This is a genomic window from Winogradskyella luteola (assembly GCF_019203985.1).
Lineage (GTDB): Bacteria > Bacteroidota > Bacteroidia > Flavobacteriales > Flavobacteriaceae > Winogradskyella > Winogradskyella luteola.
This window is the reverse complement of sequence record NZ_JAGSPD010000008.1, coordinates 100828-121129: the sequence shown is the minus strand read 5'-3', so window position 1 is coordinate 121129 and position 20302 is coordinate 100828. Positions and strand designations below refer to the sequence as shown.

General features: G+C 35.2%; 15 protein-coding genes. 11 read left to right on the top strand and 4 right to left on the bottom strand.

Translation table 11 applies throughout. The features are described 5' to 3' along the window. The first annotated feature begins 27 nt into the window (after positions 1–27). The 9 genes from KCG49_RS11085 (at position 28) to KCG49_RS11045 (ending at position 12746) form a co-directional block, all read left to right on the top strand. The gene (locus KCG49_RS11085) at positions 28–2979 is read left to right on the top strand and encodes a GH92 family glycosyl hydrolase (RefSeq protein ID WP_218546542.1); all 2952 of its coding nucleotides are present in this window, start codon (positions 28–30) and stop codon (positions 2977–2979) included. Positions 2980–3002: 23 nt separating this feature from the next. Continuing rightward, the gene (locus KCG49_RS11080; protein ID WP_218546541.1) at positions 3003–4673 is read left to right on the top strand and encodes an MFS transporter; all 1671 of its coding nucleotides are present in this window, start codon (positions 3003–3005) and stop codon (positions 4671–4673) included. A 63-nt stretch (positions 4674–4736) separates the two neighbouring features. Further along, positions 4737–5747, top strand: a complete 1011-nt coding sequence (locus KCG49_RS11075) for a glycosylasparaginase (RefSeq protein ID WP_218546540.1) — start codon at positions 4737–4739, stop codon at positions 5745–5747. A 199-nt stretch (positions 5748–5946) separates the two neighbouring features. Then, positions 5947–7431, top strand: a complete 1485-nt coding sequence (locus tag KCG49_RS11070) for a histidine kinase dimerization/phosphoacceptor domain -containing protein (RefSeq protein WP_218546539.1) — start codon at positions 5947–5949, stop codon at positions 7429–7431. A gap of 93 nt (positions 7432–7524) precedes the next feature. Further along, positions 7525–7854, top strand: coding sequence for an ATP-binding protein (locus KCG49_RS11065; protein WP_218546538.1), 330 nt, complete (start codon positions 7525–7527; stop codon positions 7852–7854). Continuing rightward, entirely contained in the window at positions 7851–8567 is a 717-nt protein-coding gene (locus tag KCG49_RS11060) for a LytR/AlgR family response regulator transcription factor (RefSeq protein WP_218546536.1), read from the top strand. The genes KCG49_RS11065 and KCG49_RS11060 overlap by 4 nt, the downstream gene beginning before the upstream one ends. A 99-nt stretch (positions 8568–8666) precedes the next feature. Continuing rightward, positions 8667–8876 (top strand): hypothetical protein, encoded by a 210-nt coding sequence (locus tag KCG49_RS11055; protein ID WP_218546534.1) that lies wholly within the window; start codon positions 8667–8669, stop codon positions 8874–8876. A 24-nt stretch (positions 8877–8900) separates the two neighbouring features. Next, complete coding sequence (locus KCG49_RS11050) at positions 8901–11135, top strand: phage tail-like protein (RefSeq protein WP_218546531.1); 2235 nt, start codon at positions 8901–8903, stop codon at positions 11133–11135. 510 nt (positions 11136–11645) lie between these two features. Then, on the top strand, positions 11646–12746 hold the full coding sequence (locus KCG49_RS11045) for a thrombospondin type 3 repeat-containing protein (RefSeq protein WP_218546530.1): 1101 nt from the start codon (positions 11646–11648) through the stop codon (positions 12744–12746). Between the two features lie 107 nt (positions 12747–12853). Here the strand turns inward: KCG49_RS11045 and KCG49_RS11040 are convergent, their stop codons facing one another. Further along, entirely contained in the window at positions 12854–14266 is a 1413-nt protein-coding gene (locus KCG49_RS11040) for an aldehyde dehydrogenase family protein (RefSeq protein ID WP_218546529.1), read from the bottom strand. A 274-nt stretch (positions 14267–14540) separates the two neighbouring features. On the opposite strand from KCG49_RS11040, the gene KCG49_RS11035 reads away from it, so the two are divergent. After that, positions 14541–14801 carry a hypothetical protein gene (locus KCG49_RS11035; RefSeq protein ID WP_218546527.1) on the top strand — a complete coding sequence of 87 codons (261 nt, stop codon included), beginning with the start codon at positions 14541–14543 and terminating at the stop codon, positions 14799–14801. A 63-nt stretch (positions 14802–14864) separates the two neighbouring features. On the opposite strand, the gene cphA is transcribed toward KCG49_RS11035, so the two are convergent. Next, complete coding sequence (gene cphA / locus KCG49_RS11030; RefSeq protein ID WP_218546525.1) at positions 14865–17504, bottom strand: cyanophycin synthetase; 2640 nt, start codon at positions 17502–17504, stop codon at positions 14865–14867. Between the two features lie 91 nt (positions 17505–17595). Here cphA and KCG49_RS11025 point away from each other — a divergent pair, with 91 nt between their 5' ends. Continuing rightward, on the top strand, positions 17596–18456 hold the full coding sequence (locus KCG49_RS11025) for a cyanophycinase (RefSeq protein ID WP_218546524.1): 861 nt from the start codon (positions 17596–17598) through the stop codon (positions 18454–18456). A 93-nt stretch (positions 18457–18549) separates the two neighbouring features. On the opposite strand, the gene KCG49_RS11020 is transcribed toward KCG49_RS11025, so the two are convergent. Continuing rightward, positions 18550–19371: a GNAT family N-acetyltransferase gene (locus tag KCG49_RS11020; RefSeq protein WP_218546522.1), complete on the bottom strand. Its 822-nt coding sequence runs from the start codon at positions 19369–19371 to the stop codon at positions 18550–18552. Beyond that, positions 19371–20300 (bottom strand): isoaspartyl peptidase/L-asparaginase family protein, encoded by a 930-nt coding sequence (locus KCG49_RS11015; protein WP_218546520.1) that lies wholly within the window; start codon positions 20298–20300, stop codon positions 19371–19373. Before KCG49_RS11015 ends, KCG49_RS11020 begins: the two co-directional genes overlap by 1 nt. Between the last annotated feature and the right edge of the window lie 2 nt (positions 20301–20302).

Genomic DNA, 20302 nt, shown 5'->3' with positions numbered 1-20302 from the left:
AGACGTTTAAAATCAGTAATCTTTTTGATGAAGCTCAAACCAACCGTTACTATAATTATTCTAAGCTTATTTTTAAGCTGTAATAATTCCCCAGCAATTCCTGAAGCTCAAAAAGATCAACCGTTAATAAACTACGTCAATACGTTTATTGGTACTGGTGGTCATGGCCATACTTATCCAGGTGCAACCTTGCCATTTGGAATGATGCAATTAAGCCCAGATACACGCTTAAAAGGTTGGGATGGTTGTTCTGGTTATCACTATCTAGACGAATACATTTATGGCTTTTCGCATACACACTTAAGTGGTACTGGCATTAGCGATTATGGAGATGTGCTATTGATGCCAACCAATACGCCGATTTTCAATAACGGGGCAGATGGAAAAAAAGGCTATAGAGCACATTTCAGCCACGAAAATGAAGTTGCAGAACCAGGTTATTATAAGGTTCATTTAGATTCCACAAACATCGATGTGGAATTAACTGTGTCTTTACGTAGCGGCGTACATAAATACCAATACCCAAACTCCGAAAACCAATACTTGGTAATCGATCTGCAACATCGAGACAAACTACTCGATTGCAAAATAAACAAACTCAATGACTACGAAATAAATGGATTTAGATATTCTGAAGCTTGGGCAAAAGATCAACGTTTGTTTTACCACATAAAGTTTTCACACCCAATAAAAGCTATCGTTTATGACGATGGAGATGGCACAGCAATTTCAAAGAATTATAAATTTGAAAGTAAAAAAGCCATTGTAACTTTTAATAATCCCAATAATGAACCCCTTTTAGTGAAAACAGGCATTTCAGCCGTTGATGAAAAAGGTGCAAAAGATAATATGACGGCAGAGATTGGCACCAAAACTTTTAATGAAGTTAAGACAGAAGCTCAAAATTATTGGGAAAAACAACTTGAAAAAATTGTCATTGAAAGTGATGATTTAGACAAGAAAACCAATTTTTACACAGCATTATATCATACTATGATTGCCCCTAACCGTTATCAAGACGTTGACGGTCGTTATAGAGGCATGGACTTAGAAATTCATCAAACACAAGAGTTCGATTATTACACAGTATTTTCACTTTGGGATACTTACAGAGCAGCTCATCCATTATACACTATAATTGAGCAAGAAAAAACCAATGATTTCATCAACACATTTTTAGCTAAATATGATGAAGGTGGCATTATGCCAATGTGGGACCTAGCAGGTAATTACACGGATTGTATGATTGGTTATCATGCTGTTCCTGTTATAGCTGATGCCTACTTAAAAGGTATTAAAGATTATGATACCGAAAAGGCTTTTGAAGCCATGAAGCATTCCGCGACACTAAATAAATTTGGGTTAAAAGCTTATAAAAAATACGGATTTATTCCTGTGGATGAAGAAAGTGAATCTGTTTCCAAAACCTTAGAATATGCTTACGATGATTGGACGATTGCCCAAATGGCAAAAGCTATGGGCAAAGATGAGGATTACAAGACCTATATTCAACGTGCGCAGTATTATAAAAATGTATTCGACCCAGAAACCAAGTTTATGCGAGGTCGTTTTAGAAATACATGGTTTGCACCTTTCAACCCTTATGAAGTGAACTTTAATTATACCGAAGCAAATGCTTGGCAATACAGCTTTTATGTACCTCAGGATATTTCGGGATTTATAAATCTACTTGGCGGAAAAGATAAATTAGAGGTACAACTCGATGAGTTGTTCAACGCTAAATCTGAAACATCTGGACGTAATCAATCGGATATTACGGGTTTAATTGGACAATATGCACACGGTAATGAGCCTAGTCATCACATGGCTTATCTCTACAATTTTGTAAACAAGCCTCATAAAACACAGGAGAAAGTTCATCAAATTTTAACTGAACTGTATAAAAATGAACCAGACGGAATCTCTGGCAATGAAGACTGTGGACAAATGAGTGCTTGGTATGTGTTAAGTTCAATGGGCTTTTATTCGGTTACTCCTGGAAGCAATGAATATATTATAGGCGCACCCCTTTTTGATAAAGTTACCATTCATCTAGAAAACGGAAAGAAGTTCACTATTGTTGCCAACAACTTGAGCGAGGCTAATATTTATGTAGAATATGTGAAGCTAAATGGAAAAGATTTAGAGGTTACATATTTAAAGCACGAGGATGTTATTAATGGCGGGACTCTAGAATTCTCAATGACTGATAATCCTGCGGTTTGGGGAAGTAGAAAAGGTAACGAACCAATGACAGAAATTACAGACCATATTATTTTGCCGTCACCTTATATTGAAAATGGGGATATTACCTTTAGAGATTCTACTAGAGTGGTTTTAAATACTTCTGAAAACCATGCGAAAATTTTCTACGCTTTAGATGATAGCAATTTTCAATTGTATGAAAACCCATTCGTTGTCACTGAGGATGCTAAAGTGAAATTATATTCCGAAAAAGAAGATCTGAAAAGTCCAGTGCTAACAACACCTTTCTTTAAAATTGACCCAAACCTCAACATTACTCTACAAAGTGAATATGCTAATCAGTATTCTGCAGGAGGAAATGATGCGCTTATTGATGGTATAAGAAGTACCAAAAATTACAGAACTGGTAGTTGGCAAGGCTACTGGAATACGGACTTAATTGCCACTGTTGATTTGGGTCGCCAAAAAGCAATTAATACAATCTCGGTAAATTTTCTGAGAGACCAAGGGGCATGGATTTTTTATCCTACCGAAGTTCGATGTTTGGTTTCAAAAGATGATAAAACTTATAAAGCATTGCCATCGCAAAAAATCAATGCTATAGAAAAAAACAGTGACATAGAAATTAAAACTGTAGAATTTAAAATCCCAATGACAGAATATAAATACGTGAAAATTATTGCCAAAAAACTAGGGGAACTTCCAGAATGGCATTTGGGTTATCCCATGGATGGCCGTAGCTGGATTTTTGCAGATGAAATTTCAATTAAATAAAAAATTAACTAACAAGAATAGATATGAGCAACCAAAACAACAAATCAGCATTAGCAACATTAGTAACAGTGTTCTTTTTTTGGGGATTTATCGCGGCATCCAATGGTGTCTTTATTCCTTTTTGTAAAACCTATTTCAATATCGATCAATTCCAATCTCAATTGGTAGATTTTGCGTTTTATGGAGCATACTATATTGGAGCTTTGCTACTTTTTATATTGTCTGGTTCTATTAAAAAAGATATACTCAATAATTGGGGCTACAAAAATGGTATTGTTTATGGGTTGTTATTGTCTGCCATTGGTGCGTTCGTCATGTATCCGGCAACTGCTGGCGCAGAACAAGGACAAACAGGAGTATTCTATTTTGTACTTATTGCCTTATTTATTGTTGGGCTAGGGTTCTCTTTGCAACAAACCGCAGCAAATCCATTTGCCATTGCACTTGGTGATCCCAAAACGGGTTCTCATCGTTTAAACTTGGCTGGAGGAATTAACTCGTTCGGTACTACTATAGGCCCAATTGTTGTAAGTCTGGTCATTTTTGGCTCTGCAACCTGGAGTACCGACGAATTGGCTGCTATGATTTCTAACAACGAAATTACTTTAGTTACTGTACAAGGACTTTATCTTGGAGTAGGTGCTTTATTTTTAGTGGCAGCTGCATTATTTCATTTTTCAAAAAAATTACCTGCTTTAAAATCTGATACTGCTTTTGAACCTGCAAACAAAGCGCGTAACTTATTAATTATTCTAACCCTTATCATTGTGGGTTGTTTTGGCTATATTTTCAATACATATTCTAGAAACACAACTGCAACTGAAGATTTAGAGCACACAAGATTAATCGTATTATTTGTTGCACTTTTTGCAGTAGTCGCTGCAGTTTTTATTGCCAATTCTAGTGCTTCAAAAAAACCTGAGGGTTGGGGAGCCATGAAGTATCCACAACTCGTTTTGGGTATGTTGGCGATCTTTATGTACGTTGGTGTAGAAGTTACTATAGGCAGTAATCTTGGCGAGCTTTTAAAACAAGCTGTCGGTAACACTAACTTAAATGCCATCGGACTACCTGTACTTAACGATTCAGAAATTGGAAAATACATTTCTCTTTATTGGGGAGGATTGATGATTGGCCGATGGGTTGGAGCTGTTACAGTTTTTAACCCAAGTAAAGGCTTAAAAAAAGTTCTACTTATCATTGTTCCTTATATTGCTTTTGGTGTAATTATACTTGCAAACTCTTTTAAAAGTAGTTTCACAACAAACGAGATAGTATTCTTCGCCATTTGTATCGCTGTTCAAATAGTCGGATTCTTTTTAGCCAAGGACAGACCTGTTAAAACACTTAAAATATTTAGTTTTTTCGGTATTATAGCGATGTTGATTGGTTTATTTACCACAGGTAATTTAGCCTTATTTGCATTTTTGTCTGGAGGTTTATTTTGTTCTATCATGTGGCCATGTATTTTTACATTGAGTATTGCAGGACTCGGCAAATACACCTCTCAAGGCTCTGCATTTTTAATTATGATGATTTTGGGCGGTGCCATTATTCCACCTGTACAAGGGAAATTGGCGGATGTATTTACAATCCAATCGTCTTATTGGATGGCTGTGGCTTGTTTTTCCTATTTATTGTTTTATGCCTTTAGAACAAAAACAGTATTAGACAAACAGGGAGTTGACTATTAAATTAACTATGCTAATAACCTTTAGGGTTGACATTTAATATATCCTGAAATAAATTCAGAATACATGAATCGTAGAAAATTTATTAAAAACACAGCACTAACAGGAGCTGGTATAACTCTTGGTAATTCCTTAATGGGTTGTACTGACAAAACTTCTAAAGAACCCGAAGGAACACTACCCTCTAAAGATAAGCCTAAAACCACCTTACCTTTAGTTATTGCAACATGGCATGTCAAAGAAGCCACGGCTAAAGCTATGGAAGTACTGCAAGCTGGCGGAAATGTTTTAGATGCTGTTGAGCAAGGCTGTAATATTGAAGAAGCTGACGAAAAAGGGCAATCCGTTGGTAAAGGCGGCTTACCAGACAGAGATGGCAATGTTACTCTTGATGCTTGCATTATGGATAAACACGGCAATTGTGGTTCGGTAGTCTATCTTCAAAATATAACACATGCCGTTTCGGTAGCGAGAAAAGTTATGGAAGACACACCACATGTAATGCTAGCAGGCAAAGGTGCCAAAAAATTTGCTGTTTCAAAAGGTTTTGAGCCAGAAGATTTATTGACAGATGCTTCGAAAAAAGCTTGGGAAGAATGGAAAATTGGAGCCAAATACAAACCCATTATCAACATAGAAAATCATGATACTATTGCCATGTTGGCTATTGATAAAAACGGTGATCTTTCTGGTGCTTGTACCACGAGTGGTTTAGCCTATAAAATTGGGGGACGCGTTGGAGACTCGCCAATTATTGGCGCGGGATTATTTGTAGATAATGAAATTGGTGCAGCGGCGGCAACAGGTTTGGGTGAAGAAGTCGTTAAAAGTGTAGGTAGTTTTCTCATTGTAGAGCTAATGCGACAAGGCAAATCCCCTCAAGAGGCTTGCGAAGAGGCTATTGGTAGAATTGTAGACAAACCTAAAAAGAACTATGAAGACTTTCAGGTTGGTTATATAGCTGTTAATAAAAAAGGAGAAACTGGAAGTTATTCTATACATCAACGATTTAGTGTTACCAAGTTTCAAAATGGAATAAATGAGCAGATTCAATCTGGTTTTTATAATAAATCTTAAAAGTCCATTTGGTAGCACTCACTAAAAAAAACTGCCCACTCACTAAAAAAACCAAATTCTTTATGAGGTTTCAACTATCTTTAAAAAGCTATTAATCTAAGACATTAGATTATAACATCAAAGATAAAAAGTCGCTGTAGGGAGCGGCTTTTTTCTCTTTGTGGCGATTCAAAACATTAATGCTTACTTTAGTAGGGTTATGATTTTAATTCGGTTTTTCTTTATAATAGTAATCACTTCAGGGTTGGTCTTCTCACAAGAACCATCCAATGCCTATATTGATAGTGTTATTGTTAATTCAGAAAACTATAAAAATATCAATAAATTATTCCGTAAAATTAGCCAATTATCAAGCGACAAAGCGATTGCAAAATTCGAATATATTGACGCTACTTATAAAAAAAATGATACACTTAAATTAAATTTATATTCGCACTACAGCAGTGTCTTATTGCGCTATGGTAAAAATAATAAAGCATTGGAACTAAATTCCAAAGGACTTCAACTCGCTAAAAAATATAAGTCACCGCACTTTCTTTTTGAATATTACCAAATGCGCGCCAATATCTATGATGACAAGGCCATTATAGACTCTACAATGGTTTATATCAATAAAGCCGAAGCTATTGTTAATGCTAATAAAGACGAATTAGGTGCTAAAATGACTCGAATTTATCAACAGCGTGCCATCTTAGAGCAAAAACTAGGAAATGCAGAAAAAGAAGATCAATACATCGAAAAAATTGCCGATGTCGTTGCTGCCTATCCAGAGCACAATATGGCATTCGATCTCGCAATGGTGGTATATCATTTTAAAACACGAAAAGACTATGTTAAGCACGCTTACTACTCGCAAAAACTTAAGGCTTATTATCTAAAACGAGATGGTATTGCAACACCAAAATCTCACGAGTCCATTACTTCCATGCTAAAAATGGACAACACCAACAAACAGATAAAAGAGCTTAAATCCATACTTAACAGTAATGACAGCTTAAATTATGCTTTCCTATCACCACAAACAGCAAATATTTTGGGAGCAAAGCTATACGATATAGGTAATTACAAAGACGCTATTTATTACATCAATAAATCTCTAAAATACAATACAAATGGTTTAAGCCCTTACAGCAAAGTAATGAGCTATGATAACCTTTATCGCATTTATTATGATACAAAGGATTTTGAAAAAGCCATAGACGTACTGAATAAAAAAATAGACATACAAAACACTATAAGGCAAAAAGAAACCTTAGATAAGATTACTGTTTTAGAAGTTGAGTTTGAAAGCAAAAAAAAATCGTCAGAAATCAAACTCTTAAAAGCCGAAAACAGAAATAAAAAACAACAAAAACAACTCTATCTTATACTTGCCCTATGTGGTTTAATTGTGGCTTCTATGTTTGCTTTTTTTGCTTTAAAAAACAGAAAACAAAAACGCATATTAGCAAAACAGAAACGCGAATTAGAAATTACTGTAGAACAAAAAAACGTGCTATTCAAAGAAATTCACCATCGCGTAAAAAACAGTTTACAAATGGTATCTTCCTTACTTTTTTTACAAGGACAGAATATTATAGATAAGCAAGCAAAGAGTGCTCTTAAGAATGCCCAAAATCGTGTACGCTCATTAGGGTTAATCCATCAAAAACTTTATGGTAAAAACCATATCGATGGAGTATAAACGAAAGATTACATCACTAATTTAACCAAAGATATTTTTAGTAGTCATCAATTAGAGTCGCAAAATATCACATACAGTCTAGATATTGAAAATATGGTTTTAAATGTCGATACATTAACACCAATTAGCCTAATACTCAACGAACTTATTGTTAATGTACTAAAACACGCCTTTAAATATAATGACAACGGTAATATATTAGAGATCAAATTCTACAAAGAAGCAGAGACCTTAATCTTAAAAGTAGACGATAATGGTAGAGGTTATGACAAATACGACAGTAGAAAAAATTCATTTGGACTAAAACTCATTAATTCGCTTTGTAGAAATTTAGACGCTACTTTTAGTATTAAAGCTAAATCCCCAAAGGGTACAGAGGCACTTTTAATAATTCAGGATTTTGAAATTATCAATCGACCATGAAAGCGCTAAACATACATATCATAGAGGACGAGCCATTAATTGCTGAGACCATTAAAGCCATACTAGAAAACGAAAACCACAGTGTTACGGGAATTAGCTTTAGAGGCAAAGACGCTATTTTTGATGTAGAGCAACTAAAACCCGATTTGGTGTTGGTGGATATTATGCTAAAAGGCGATGTGGACGGAGTACAAATAGTAAAGCATTTAAAACAAAAAATAGATATCCCATTTATATATTTAACATCGCTTTCAGATGAAAAAACACTCGAACGTGTAAAAGCTACCAACCCTTCTGGATTTATCGTAAAGCCCTTTAACGAACACACCTTAACAGCTAATATAGAATTGGCCTATCATAAGCACCAAACCCTAAAATTTGATATTTCAGTAAATACGCAAAGTGAGGATTTCTTTATTAAAAATAAAGGAGAACTGGTAAAGGTTGCTCAAAGCGACATCCTGTTCTTTGAAGCATATGACAATTATTGTAACCTCTACACCTCAGAAAAGAAGCACTTAATTAGCCATACCTTAAAGCGTATCGAAGAGAAAATTCCTTCAGATATCTTCTTAAAAGTACATCGGTCTTATATTATCAATTTCTCAAAAATAGATTCCATAAACGATGGTTATATTTTTATAGAGCACCATAAAATACCATACAGTAAATCTCATAAAGAGCAATTGATGCAAAAACTCAATTTACTGTAAAATCCGTTTACCTTTAATTTTCTTCCATTTACTAAAAAAAAAAGTACACCTACCAATTAAGTGCATTTGCAGCAGTTTTAGTTGCTAATTTTAGCCTAAATGCTAGGTTTTAATACAGGTAAACATAAAGATTCTATTGAAATCACCACAGACTATGATGGTGACTTTAGGGTTACTATTACCACAAAAGAAGGTGAAGTAGTCTTTTCCGAAAATCTAAAAAGTGCCAATAAAACCATAATCTTAAAGGGCTTTTCCCTTAATGACTACAGCCTTAATATCTCACCGATACCATTGATTTTAAAATAAGCTATTAATCATACCCTTTTACTTATGAAAACGTCTAACCAAGATCACCATTCAAACATTTTTAGTAAACACGCTATAAAAAATATTTGTATTGGTATTGCTATTATACTGCTCTTTCTTTTTGGGAACAAACTATTTGCCCAAGTGGGCATTAATACCTCTACACCAAATGCTAGTGCCGCTTTGGATGTTGAATCCACAACTAGCGGAATTTTAATTCCTCGAATGACCGAAAGTCAAAAAAATCTTATAGCCAGCCCTGCAACTGGATTGCTCATCTACCAAACTAACGGCACCAATCCTGGATTTCACTTTTATAATGGAACAACTTGGGATTATTTGGCAGCCAATGGTACGCAAAACATAGACGATTTATTTGATGGGAAATCAGACAATGATGGGTCGGAAGATGGTTCCTCAGTTTTCTTAGGCATTAATGCTGGCAACAATGATGACAGTACAGACAACAAAAATATTGGAATTGGTTTTTCTGCACTAAACGCAATGGAAACAGGTGTTGAAAATACAGCAATAGGTTATCGCTCTATGGAACTAAACACAGGAGCAAATGAAAATACGGCTTTAGGATACCGGGCGCTCAGAGGTGGTAATACATCAGGTTCATCTGGCAATGTAGCTGTTGGTCATTTAGCTATGGGTGAAGGTTTTACATCAGCCCCATCATCTCAAGCTGAAAGCAATGTAGCTGTGGGTGCAAGTGCATTATTAAGAAATTCTCGTGGTGACTTTAATGTCGCTATTGGACGTAATGCGTTGGCTCAAAATCAAACAACAAGTAGAAACGTAGCTGTTGGTTATGGAGCTTTATCTAGTTATAGAGCATCTCAAGGGCAAAATACAGCTATTGGCTATAATGCTATGACTAATTATACATCCAATGAGCGCGCTGTAGCAATTGGATCGGAATCTATGGAAAATGCTACAGGTTGTGAAGGGTGTACGGCTGTTGGGCGTCTAACTCTAAGAGACAATACTTCAGGTATCTTTAACTTAGCTTTAGGTGAACGAGCTCTTGAAGATAACCAATCTGGGGATTTTAATATTGGTTTGGGTGCGCATGCATTAAATACAAATATATCTGGAAGCAACAATATTGCCATAGGAAGTTTTGCTGGTGCCTATGAAACTGGCAGTAATAAACTTATTATCGATAACTACAACAGTTTTGTGGAAGCCAATGCAGGCGCAAGCAGACCTCTAATTTACGGTGAATTCGACAATAATATTGTACGCGTAAATGGTGAGTTTCAAGTTGGCAACCCTAATACAACGGGATTTTCATTTCCAACAAATGATGGTGCTTCAGGACAAGTCTTAACCACAGATGGTAATAATGTCGTCACTTGGGAAACACCTACAAACGGTGACATTACCAATGTTACAGCTGGTTCAGGATTAATAGGAGGTGGAACTTCTGGAGCAGTTACTTTAAATGTTATTGGACTTAATGGTCTAACGGCTAATGCAAACAATATACAACTAGGGGGAACTCTAAATCAAGACACCACTATAAACTATGGTATTTACGACACACGCTTTAATCTAAATAGTGTTGGCGATTTTATAATCCAAGATGGTGGTAATGAAATATTTGTGGCACAAGATGATGGCAACGTAGGCATAGGTACTGGTGCACCAGATAGAGATTTAACTGTCGTACATGGCACAAATGGCCCTACCAATGGTTTTAAATTACAAAATGCCAATGGGACCAACCGCTTTTTTAAATTCTTTGTTTCGCAAAGTACAAGCAACCCAAGGTTATTACTATACTCTGATGTATCTAGTGAAGCGACATCAATTGGGAATTTTAATGCCACTACTGGTATCTATACCGCAACATCAGATAGACGCTTGAAAAAAGATTTTAAGTCGCTCTATTTTGATTGGAATAATTTTATGTCTCTTGAAACCTTAACCTATCGTTACAAAAAAGACGCTAGTGACAAACAGTATATTGGACTTGTAGCACAAGATGTAGAAAAAATTTATCCAGAATTAATCAATTATGTCGCAGAAGACGACATATACCATATGGATTATTCTGCTACAGGTGTCATCGCCATTAAAGCGGTACAAGAGCTTAAGCAAGAAGTGAATTACTTAAAGGCTAAAAATGAACAACTAAAAGCAAAGCTTAGTCAACTTGAAGCTCTTGAGGCACGTATGTTACTCCTAGAGAGCCAGCTTGTAAATCGTTCCGTTACAAACACGTCTGAAATTATAAGTAATAATTAATCAGAATTGATTGAAGACAACAATTCTATTTTGAGTCCATAGTCTGAGAGACTTTGGCAACAGCTGAAAAAGCCGCTGTAGGTGAAATGCCAAAAAAAAGTCATACACTATTTGGGAGTATTTCATGAGTAGAAAAAAGTACTCAAAGACCAATTGATACAAAAGTTAAATTTACTGTAAAATCCGTTTACCTTTAATTTTCTTCCATTTACTAAGAAAAAAAGTACACCTACCAAATAGCTAATTACCAAGTACTTTATATGTCTATTTTTAGAGAAAGGTTTCCTATTATTTTAAATAAACAAGACAATTTTATAGAACTAAAAACAGATTGTGATAGTGATTTTAAGGTCACTATCCTTTCTGAAAATGAGAGTTTTTGTTTTATCAAAATATGCGGAGTTATAATAAGCAAATCATACTCAAAAGCTTTAGCTTAAAACAGCATACCATAACACTATCCCATTTCATTTACCTTTTAAAACAGCTATTAATTTAATCTAAAAAATTATGAACACTTTTAACCAAAGCAAAAAAAGAGAAATTATCATAAAAAAAGCTAGAACAAATATTGTAATGGGCACATTGATCATGTTGTTGTTTTTAACCACTCAAAGTATATTATCTCAAGTTTGTGCGACCGGAGTAACTCTAACTTCTCAAGCCGATGTCTATAATTTTGTTGTTACCTATTCTGGGACTTGCAATGCAGTAGATGGAAATTTCACAATAACTGGAACAAATATTACTGATATATCTGGGCTATCATTTATTCAAATAGTTGATCGTGGTTTACAAATCATTTCATGTAATATAACTAGTTTAGATGGTATCCAAAATATAAGTCAAAGTGGTTTTTTTAGGTTACGAGATTGCCCTAATGTAATATCAGCCAACTTACCTTCCTTAACATCTAATGGGAGTTTTTACTTCTTGAACAATCCAAACCTTACTGAAATTAATGTACCATCTTTGGTAAATTCTAACGGAAATCGATTAGACATTGTTAACAACCCTATTCTAAGCTCAATTGATTTACCTAATATCAATAGTTTAAGCAATGGAATAATAATTACAGACAACCCTCTAATAACAGATTTAGATTTTCTTTTGAGTCTCACTTTAGTCGGTACAAGTGTACGAATTGAAGATAATACATTACTTAATGGCTGTTGCTTTTTACAGAACTATATTGATGGTTTATTAACAATTGGTGGCGTAATTACATTAGCAAACAATGCTACAGATTGTAATTCTATTATCGCAATAGGTACAGCTTGTAATCTATTTGATTTAGATGGAGACGGTATAAATGACGAGGATGATAATTGCCCAACTTTTGCGAATAGTACGCAGATAGATCTAAATAATAATGGAATAGGTGATGACTGTGAAAACTCATCAACTATCAATACTGGCAATGATACTGGAGGAGTTGGTATTAATACAACAAATCCTCATAGCCTAATTGAGATTGCAGACGGAGACATTTTTGTGAATAATATTCATTGTGGTATAATTTTAAAAGCTGCGGATGGAAAATGTTATCGCTATAAACCAGATAGAATAGGCTTATTGGTTGGCAAAGAAATCACTTGTCCAGATAATTAATCAGCAAAGACTTAATAATAATTATTCTAAGACAACAAAAATGTTTTGAGCTCAACTTTTATAGTTGGATAAAGGAAAAGCCGCAGTAGAAAGTGGCTTTTTCATTTTTAAAACCACTTTACGGTAGCCTTCGCAATTTTTTCTTTTAGCTTTGTATAAGGCGGAAAAAGCAAAGAAATTGGCCCTGCTACATAACGCTTCAACACAGCACGTTCATTAGAAAACGCTTTAAAACTATAAAAACCGTGGGCTTTACCTATACCACTACTATTACTTCCGCCAAATGGTAAACGATGGTTAGAAAATTGTATCCCATTAACATTAATACAGGTCGTGCCTGCTCTGGTATTATTAACAATGTGATTGGTAAAAGATTTTGATTTTGAGTAAACATACAATGCTAGGGGTTTATCCTTGTCTTTAAGATACTCAATAACCTCTTCTTTATTTGTATATATTTTTACAGGTAAAATTGGACCAAAAATTTCTTCCTGCATTAAAAGTGATTCTAGCTTAAGGTTTGAAATTACGGTAGGCCCAATAAATCGTTCTTCTTCAATAATCTCTCCTTTTATCACGAATTCGGCATCATGCGTTTTAGCATCATTGAGATACGATTTGAGCCTATTAAAGTGCTTTTCGTTTATAATTCGTCCGTAGCTCTCAGAATTTAAAGCATTTGAACCATAAAATTTATTTAGATAGAACTTATAATGTACTATAAATGATTCTAGAATTTTTTCTTGTATGAATACATAGTCTGGTGCTATGCAAGTTTGTCCACAATTAAAATGCTTCAGCCAAACTACCATTTTAGCTGCCAACTTTATATCAACAGACGCATCTATTATCACTGGAGACTTTCCTCCGAGTTCTAAAGTTACAGAGGTTAAATGTTTGGCTGCAGCTTTCATAACTATCTTTCCAACTGGTATAGAGCCAGTGAAAAAGATATGATTAAAAGGCAACTTTAATAAGTTTTGAGCGACTTTAACATCACCTTGTACTAATACAATTTCGTTTTCTTGAAATAAATCCTTTATTATGGTCGACATCAAATTAGAACAATGTGATGATATTTCAGAAGGTTTTATAATTACAGTATTTCCAGCTGCAATCGCAGCAACAAGGGGTGAAAATGTAAGGTTAATAGGATAATTCCATGGAGATATAATTAAGCAAACACCTTTAGGTTCATATTTAACCCAAGACTTTGTACCAAATAGAACTACGTCAGTTTTCACTTTTTGCTTCTTTAACCAACGATGCAGATTCGCTTTAGCATGTTTAATCTCCTTTATAACAAGATAGACAGCTACCAAGTCAGATTCTACAATGGGTCGTTTCAAATCTTTATGTAGAGCCTCTTTAATTTGCTTTCTGTAGGTGAACTCAATGGCATGTTGAAGAGCACTTAGTTTTTTAACTCTTTGGCTATATGTACTTTGAGCAACATTATATTGATTCTCTTTCTGTTTTGAAAACAAATCAAAATAAGGGTTACCTTTATAATCTATCATCTATATACTTATTTTTTATAAAATTATACCCATACGGTGCATTTCATCGATATTATTGGTAAACGGCTTCATTTGATCTAAATCTTAAGTTTTTTCATCTATAAAAATACTGATTTTAAAAGGCTACGAGTTCATTTTGTGTATTTCGTCGATGTTTTTTACTAGCAGATGTCAGTTATCTAATTATCGCCTTGTTTCGTCCAAAAATTTTACGCACACTAAATATCTACCGTTTCTTTGAACCGAAGTTAAAACAAAAAACGATTTAACAATTATGAAAAAAGGTTTAGTCATATTATTATTCTTAACAATGTCTATAGCAGGATATGCTCAACAAGATGTTGTGAGTAATGTTGAAACTGAACTCGTTGAAACTGTTAAAGCTGAAAAGCCAGAAGCTAAAAGAACTATTATTTCTGCTAAAGTTAAGGCTAAAGTTTTAAAAATCAACCGTAAGAAAAGTAACGAAATTATAAGTATTAAAGCTTACAGGAAGAGCTTACAAATTAAAGTAAAGACTAAAAAACTTTGCTAATCAATATGCTATTAACCATTTAAAAAGCCGAAAACGTTTGTTTCGGCTTTTTTGTTTTTTCAATTATACGAGATTTAACTCTCCTTTAGATTCTTTTTCCTTGAGTTCTTTAACCAAATTTAGTGCATCTGGTATTACATCACTACAAAGAATAATCAGTGAGCCCTTTACGGCATTTTTTACGGCATATTTAATGGCTTCTTTTTCTGATGGAATTATGGTAGTCTTCTTGTTAGGATCTCTCATCTTAATACCATCATCTAACATCTTAATAAGTTCTTCTTCTGTTTTGCCACGTAAACGTTTGTCTTGTCGAATGATAATTTCGTCAAACATTTCAGCCGCAATACTACCCATTTCATTATTATCTTCTACACGTCGATCTCCAATACCCGCAATAATACCAACTTTAACTGTGGCCTCTAACTCATCAGTAAATTTCTGAAGTGCTCGCATTCCTGCGGCATTATGCGCATAGTCTAGCAAAATATTAAAGTTATTGAACTTAAATAGATTTAATCTCCCTGGTGTTTGCGAAGCAGAAGGGATGAAGGTTTCTAAACCAGCTTTCATATCCTCAATGCTTATACCTTGAACGTGAGCAGCTAAAATTCCTGCTAATACATTCTGAATCATAAATTTTGCTTTACCGCCATAGGTCAATGGAATGTTCTCAGCCTTCATAATTCGCATTTTCCACTCGCCTCTACATATAGTAACATAGCCATTTTCGTAAACTGCTGTAATTCCATGCAAACGTTGCAAGGCTTTTATTCTTGGATTGTTTTCGTCCATTGAAAAAAGTGCTACATTACAATCTACACTTCTACGCATATCGTAAACTAAATCATCGTCTGCGTTTAAAATGGCATAACCATCTGGTAGAACTGTTTCTGGCACCACACCTTTTACTTTAGCCAATTGGTCTACTGTGTGGATTCCTTTTAGACCTAAATGATCTGCAGCTACATTAGTAACAACAGCAACATCACATTTTTTAAATCCTAATCCTGCTCTTAAAAGACCTCCTCGTGCACATTCTAAAACAGCAAAATTAACTGTAGGATCTTTAAGTACAAATTCTGCACTTGCAGGTCCCGTACAATCCCCAGTCATCAATAATCTATTCTGAATATAAACACCATCACTCGTCGTATAGCCTACACGATAGCCTTTCATTTTTGCAATATGGGAAATTAAGCGAGACGTGGTTGTTTTTCCGTTGGTACCAGTGATAGCTACAATAGGAATACGTCCTGTATCACCCTTTACAGGAAATAATTTATCGATAACAGGTGCTGCTACATTACGGGGCAAACCTGTGGTTGGTGCTAAGTGCATTCTAAATCCTGGACCTGCATTGACTTCTAAAACTGCACCGCCTGTTTCAGATAAAGGTTTAGAAATATCTGTAGTCATAACGTCAATACCACAAATATCCAAGTCAATAATTTTTGAAATACGCTCTGCCATACTCACATTCGCAGGGTGCACAATATCTGTAACATCCTCTGCTGTTCCGCCTGTACTCAAATTAGCGGTATCTTTTAAGATTAGCTTTTCGCCATCAGCCAATACAGAGTCTAAAGTATATCCTGCATCCTTAATAATAGTTTGGGTTAATTCATTAACTGAAATCTGTGTCAATACTTTTTCATGACCGTAACCACGACGCGGATCTTTATTTACTTCATCAATTAATTCCTGTATTGTCGATTTTCCATCACCTACTACATGCGCTGGTGAACGTAAAGCCGCAGCTACCAGCTTATTATTAATTACCAATAATCTATAGTCTTCTCCAACGATGAACTTCTCAACAATAATAGCCCCGCTTCGAGAGCTTTCTTTAGCATGCCTAAAAGCGACTAGAGCATCATCATAATTCCGAATATCTACTGTAATACCTCTACCATGATTTCCATCGATAGGCTTAATCACTAACGGGTAACCAACATAACGACAGGCTTCTTCTAAACTTCGCTCGCGACGAATAATATCTCCTCTGGGTACTTCTACCTCAGCTTGTTCTAAAAGATATTTTGTATCTTCTTTATCACAAGCAAGCTCAACACCAATAGATGACGTTTCTGAAGTAACTGTTGCTTGAATTCGTTTTTGATTGGCCCCATAACCCAACTGACACAGCGAATACTTATTTAATCGAATCCAAGGAATACCCCTAGCTTCTGCTTCCTCAACAATTGAACCCGTACTTGGACCTAAGCGATCAGCCTCACGAAGCTCACGCATTTCCTGAATATCTTCTGCCAAGTCATAATCCTCTCCAGCAATTAAAGCTTCACAAATCCTAACAGCGGCCTTAGCGGCATAACGACCAACGGATTCTTCCATGTAAGAAAACACAACATTATAAACCCCTTCTTCTCCATAGCCCCGTGTGCGTCCAAACCCTGTATCCATTCCCGCAAGTGTTTGAATCTCTAAGGCAATATGCTCAATTACATGTCCCATCCAAGTTCCATCATCAACACGCATAAAAAAGCCGCCTTCACAACCTTCTGAACAGCGATGAGAATACATTGAAGGAAACATAGCTTTTAATCGTTTAGGGAAACCCTCTATTTTATTAGATGGCAATTCCTCCATTTCCTGAAGGTCTAATACCATTACAATTAACTTATGTCTTCTAATAGACCAATAATTTGGTCCTCGCATAGCGTTTATACTTCTTATCTCCATTGTAGTTGGTTTTGTTAGTGAAAGATTATAAATATAGTATTTTTCAATAAAAAATTTGGGTTATTTTTACGCAATATTTTAGATTAAAATTATGCAGAAGGCTAAGGGTACTTTAATACCGATCGGCGGAAATGAAGATAAAGGTATTGAAGCAGATGAAATGTACACACTTGAGTTTATTGAGGAAGGCATTCTATTTCACGTAGTTAGGGAAGCTGGTGGTATTGATGCCAATATTGTAGTTATACCTACCGCATCGAGTATTCCTGTTGAAGTTGGTGAAAATTATTTGATTGCATTTTCCACTTTAGGTTGTGAAAATGTTGAAGTTTTAGATATTCGGTCTAAGGAAGATTCTGAAACTGAGAAAGCCATTTCTTTAATTAAACATGCTGATTGTGTAATGTTCTCTGGTGGAGACCAATCTAAAATTGCAGACAAAATCGGAGGCACAAGCATTCATCGTATTTTGGCCGAACGCTATAAAAACGAAAAAGGCTTCGTAATTGCTGGCACAAGCGCTGGCGCTATGGCCATGGCTAATGAAATGATTGCTGGCGGAAGTGCTTCCGAATCTTTCGTCAAAGGTGCTGTAAAAATATACAAAGGTCTAAGTCTTATTCCTGAATTAATAATTGACACTCACTTTATTAGACGTGGTCGTTTCGGTAGAGTTTCCGAAGCTGTTGCTAAATTCCCAAATCTAGTGGGATTGGGTTTAGCTGAAGATACCGGATTAATTATTAAGAATAATACTTTTGAGGTCATTGGCTCTGGAATGGTGATTGTTTTTGATGGCAGAAAAATAAAGCATAACAATCATAAAATTTTGAAAGAAGGCACACCAATGTCTTTAACCAATTTAAGAACACATATCTTATCTAATGGTGACCGCTTTAATATTAAAAAGAAGAAAGTTGAAGTTCTACCAATTGAAGCTCCTTTTATTTGAAGCCTTTTTATCTTATCAGATATGTTTTAAAAAGGAAAGAATTTACCTGTTTTATTTTTAATATGAAGATAAGTCAATAAGGATTTTATACCATTAAAGATATAATTCCATCTCAAACTGGTCGATTGTACTTTCTAGCCCAGCTGCTTTAACCGCTCTAATTTTATTGGTCAATCGGTTATCAATATTATTGATTCTTACATCTTGATTTATGGATTGTATCGCTGAAAATAGATTTTGCCATTGAGAAACTGAATCCTCTAAAACTTCAAACTGAGCAATATAGCCACTTTGGGAATCCATTATAAAATACGATTGTAATTGACCTTCAACTTGTACTTGATAGCACTCATAATTTGCCTGTACCAAACTCTCTTTTTGATTATCCCAAGAATACAAATCTTGATTTGGAAACGCATCCCAATCCACAGCCTTGTAAGAAAATTTGTTTAAAACAAAACCTTTCTTGTTGTCGGTTGAAAGCGTTCCTTTATAACACTTATAACGTTTACAGATTTTGAACCCTATGCCTTGATAAGACTTTATAGCTTTTTCATTTTTGGTAATAACTTCGAGTTGGCATTTTGTAACGCCGTTTTTAACTAATTGAGGAATAGCATAATTATAAATAGACTTTACAATACGTTGTCCCCTATACTCTGGGATAATTCCTGTGCCAGAATTATAGGCTGTTAAGTCATCTTGGCGTTGACCAATAGCATTGATAATGAAACCCACCAATTTGTTACTATCAAACATCCCGTAGGACAAATCATATCTTACACCGGCAGCTTTCCAGCGTTTGTGATAAAAATGATAATCTGTTGGCATTTTTACAAAATAATTCTCGAATGCTGAAAGAAAGCATTCCATAATCACATTAAAATCAGTATTACCCAAATGCCGAACTTCCACTATTTGTAAATTGAAATATCCTCTTTTCCATTTGAAGATTTACAAGCTCTGTACATACCTTCGGTGTTAAATGGCATGGCAATATTTCCCTCAGCATCTACAGCGATCAATCCTCCATCGCCATTTATTTCTAAGATACGCTTATAGATAACTTCTTTTGAAGCCGCTTCTAAACTCATTTCCTTATGCTCCATTAGACAAGATACATCGTAAGCCACCACACCTCTGATAAAGAACTCACCACTTCCTGTACAACTTACAGCACAAGTTTTATTGTTAGCATAATTTCCGGATCCTATCATTGGCGAATCCCCAACTCGCCCCCACTTTTTATTCGTCATGCCACCTGTTGATGTAGCGGCTGCAATATTGCCATATTGGTCGCAAGCTACTGCACCAACAGTCCCAAATTTTGAATCTTTCTTAGTTGAGTGATCTAATTGAAAACTATCTGTATCCTTTATTTCCAACCATTGCTTATGGCGAAATTCATCATAAAAATAATTAGCATCCTCTCGCTTATAATTCAACTGCTTAGCAAACTGCATAGCTCCGTCTCCTGCCAAAAATACGTGCTCACTTTTTTCCATCACATCTCTCGCCAGTGAGATAGGGTTCTTAATTCCTTTGATTAATGAAACCGCTCCTGCATTTAAGGTCTTGCCATCCATTATAGCCGCATCCATTTCGTGAGTGCCTTCAGCAGTGAAGACAGAGCCTTTTCCTGCGTTAAATAAATGCGAATCTTCCAATAGCTTTACAGCAATTTCAACAGCTTCAATAGCAGATTTACCATCTTCCAAATTTTTATAACCGGCATCTAAAGCATTTTTTAAAGCCCGTTTATAGTTTGCTTCTAACGCTGGTGTCATCATACCTTTTACTAAAGTTCCTGCACCACCATGGATTGCTATTGCATATGTTTTCATTT

Coding starts and splice junctions, on each gene's coding strand:
- KCG49_RS11085 (WP_218546542.1), top strand. CDS start 28: ATGAAGCTCAAACCAACCGTTACTATAATTATTCTAAGCTTATTTTTA.
- KCG49_RS11080 (WP_218546541.1), top strand. CDS start 3,003: ATGAGCAACCAAAACAACAAATCAGCATTAGCAACATTAGTAACAGTG.
- KCG49_RS11075 (WP_218546540.1), top strand. CDS start 4,737: ATGAATCGTAGAAAATTTATTAAAAACACAGCACTAACAGGAGCTGGT.
- KCG49_RS11070 (WP_218546539.1), top strand. CDS start 5,947: ATGATTTTAATTCGGTTTTTCTTTATAATAGTAATCACTTCAGGGTTG.
- KCG49_RS11065 (WP_218546538.1), top strand. CDS start 7,525: ATGGTTTTAAATGTCGATACATTAACACCAATTAGCCTAATACTCAAC.
- KCG49_RS11060 (WP_218546536.1), top strand. CDS start 7,851: ATGAAAGCGCTAAACATACATATCATAGAGGACGAGCCATTAATTGCT.
- KCG49_RS11055 (WP_218546534.1), top strand. CDS start 8,667: ATGCTAGGTTTTAATACAGGTAAACATAAAGATTCTATTGAAATCACC.
- KCG49_RS11050 (WP_218546531.1), top strand. CDS start 8,901: ATGAAAACGTCTAACCAAGATCACCATTCAAACATTTTTAGTAAACAC.
- KCG49_RS11045 (WP_218546530.1), top strand. CDS start 11,646: ATGAACACTTTTAACCAAAGCAAAAAAAGAGAAATTATCATAAAAAAA.
- KCG49_RS11040 (WP_218546529.1), bottom strand. CDS start 14,266: ATGATAGATTATAAAGGTAACCCTTATTTTGATTTGTTTTCAAAACAG.
- KCG49_RS11035 (WP_218546527.1), top strand. CDS start 14,541: ATGAAAAAAGGTTTAGTCATATTATTATTCTTAACAATGTCTATAGCA.
- cphA (WP_218546525.1), bottom strand. CDS start 17,504: ATGGAGATAAGAAGTATAAACGCTATGCGAGGACCAAATTATTGGTCT.
- KCG49_RS11025 (WP_218546524.1), top strand. CDS start 17,596: ATGCAGAAGGCTAAGGGTACTTTAATACCGATCGGCGGAAATGAAGAT.
- KCG49_RS11015 (WP_218546520.1), bottom strand. CDS start 20,300: ATGAAAACATATGCAATAGCAATCCATGGTGGTGCAGGAACTTTAGTA.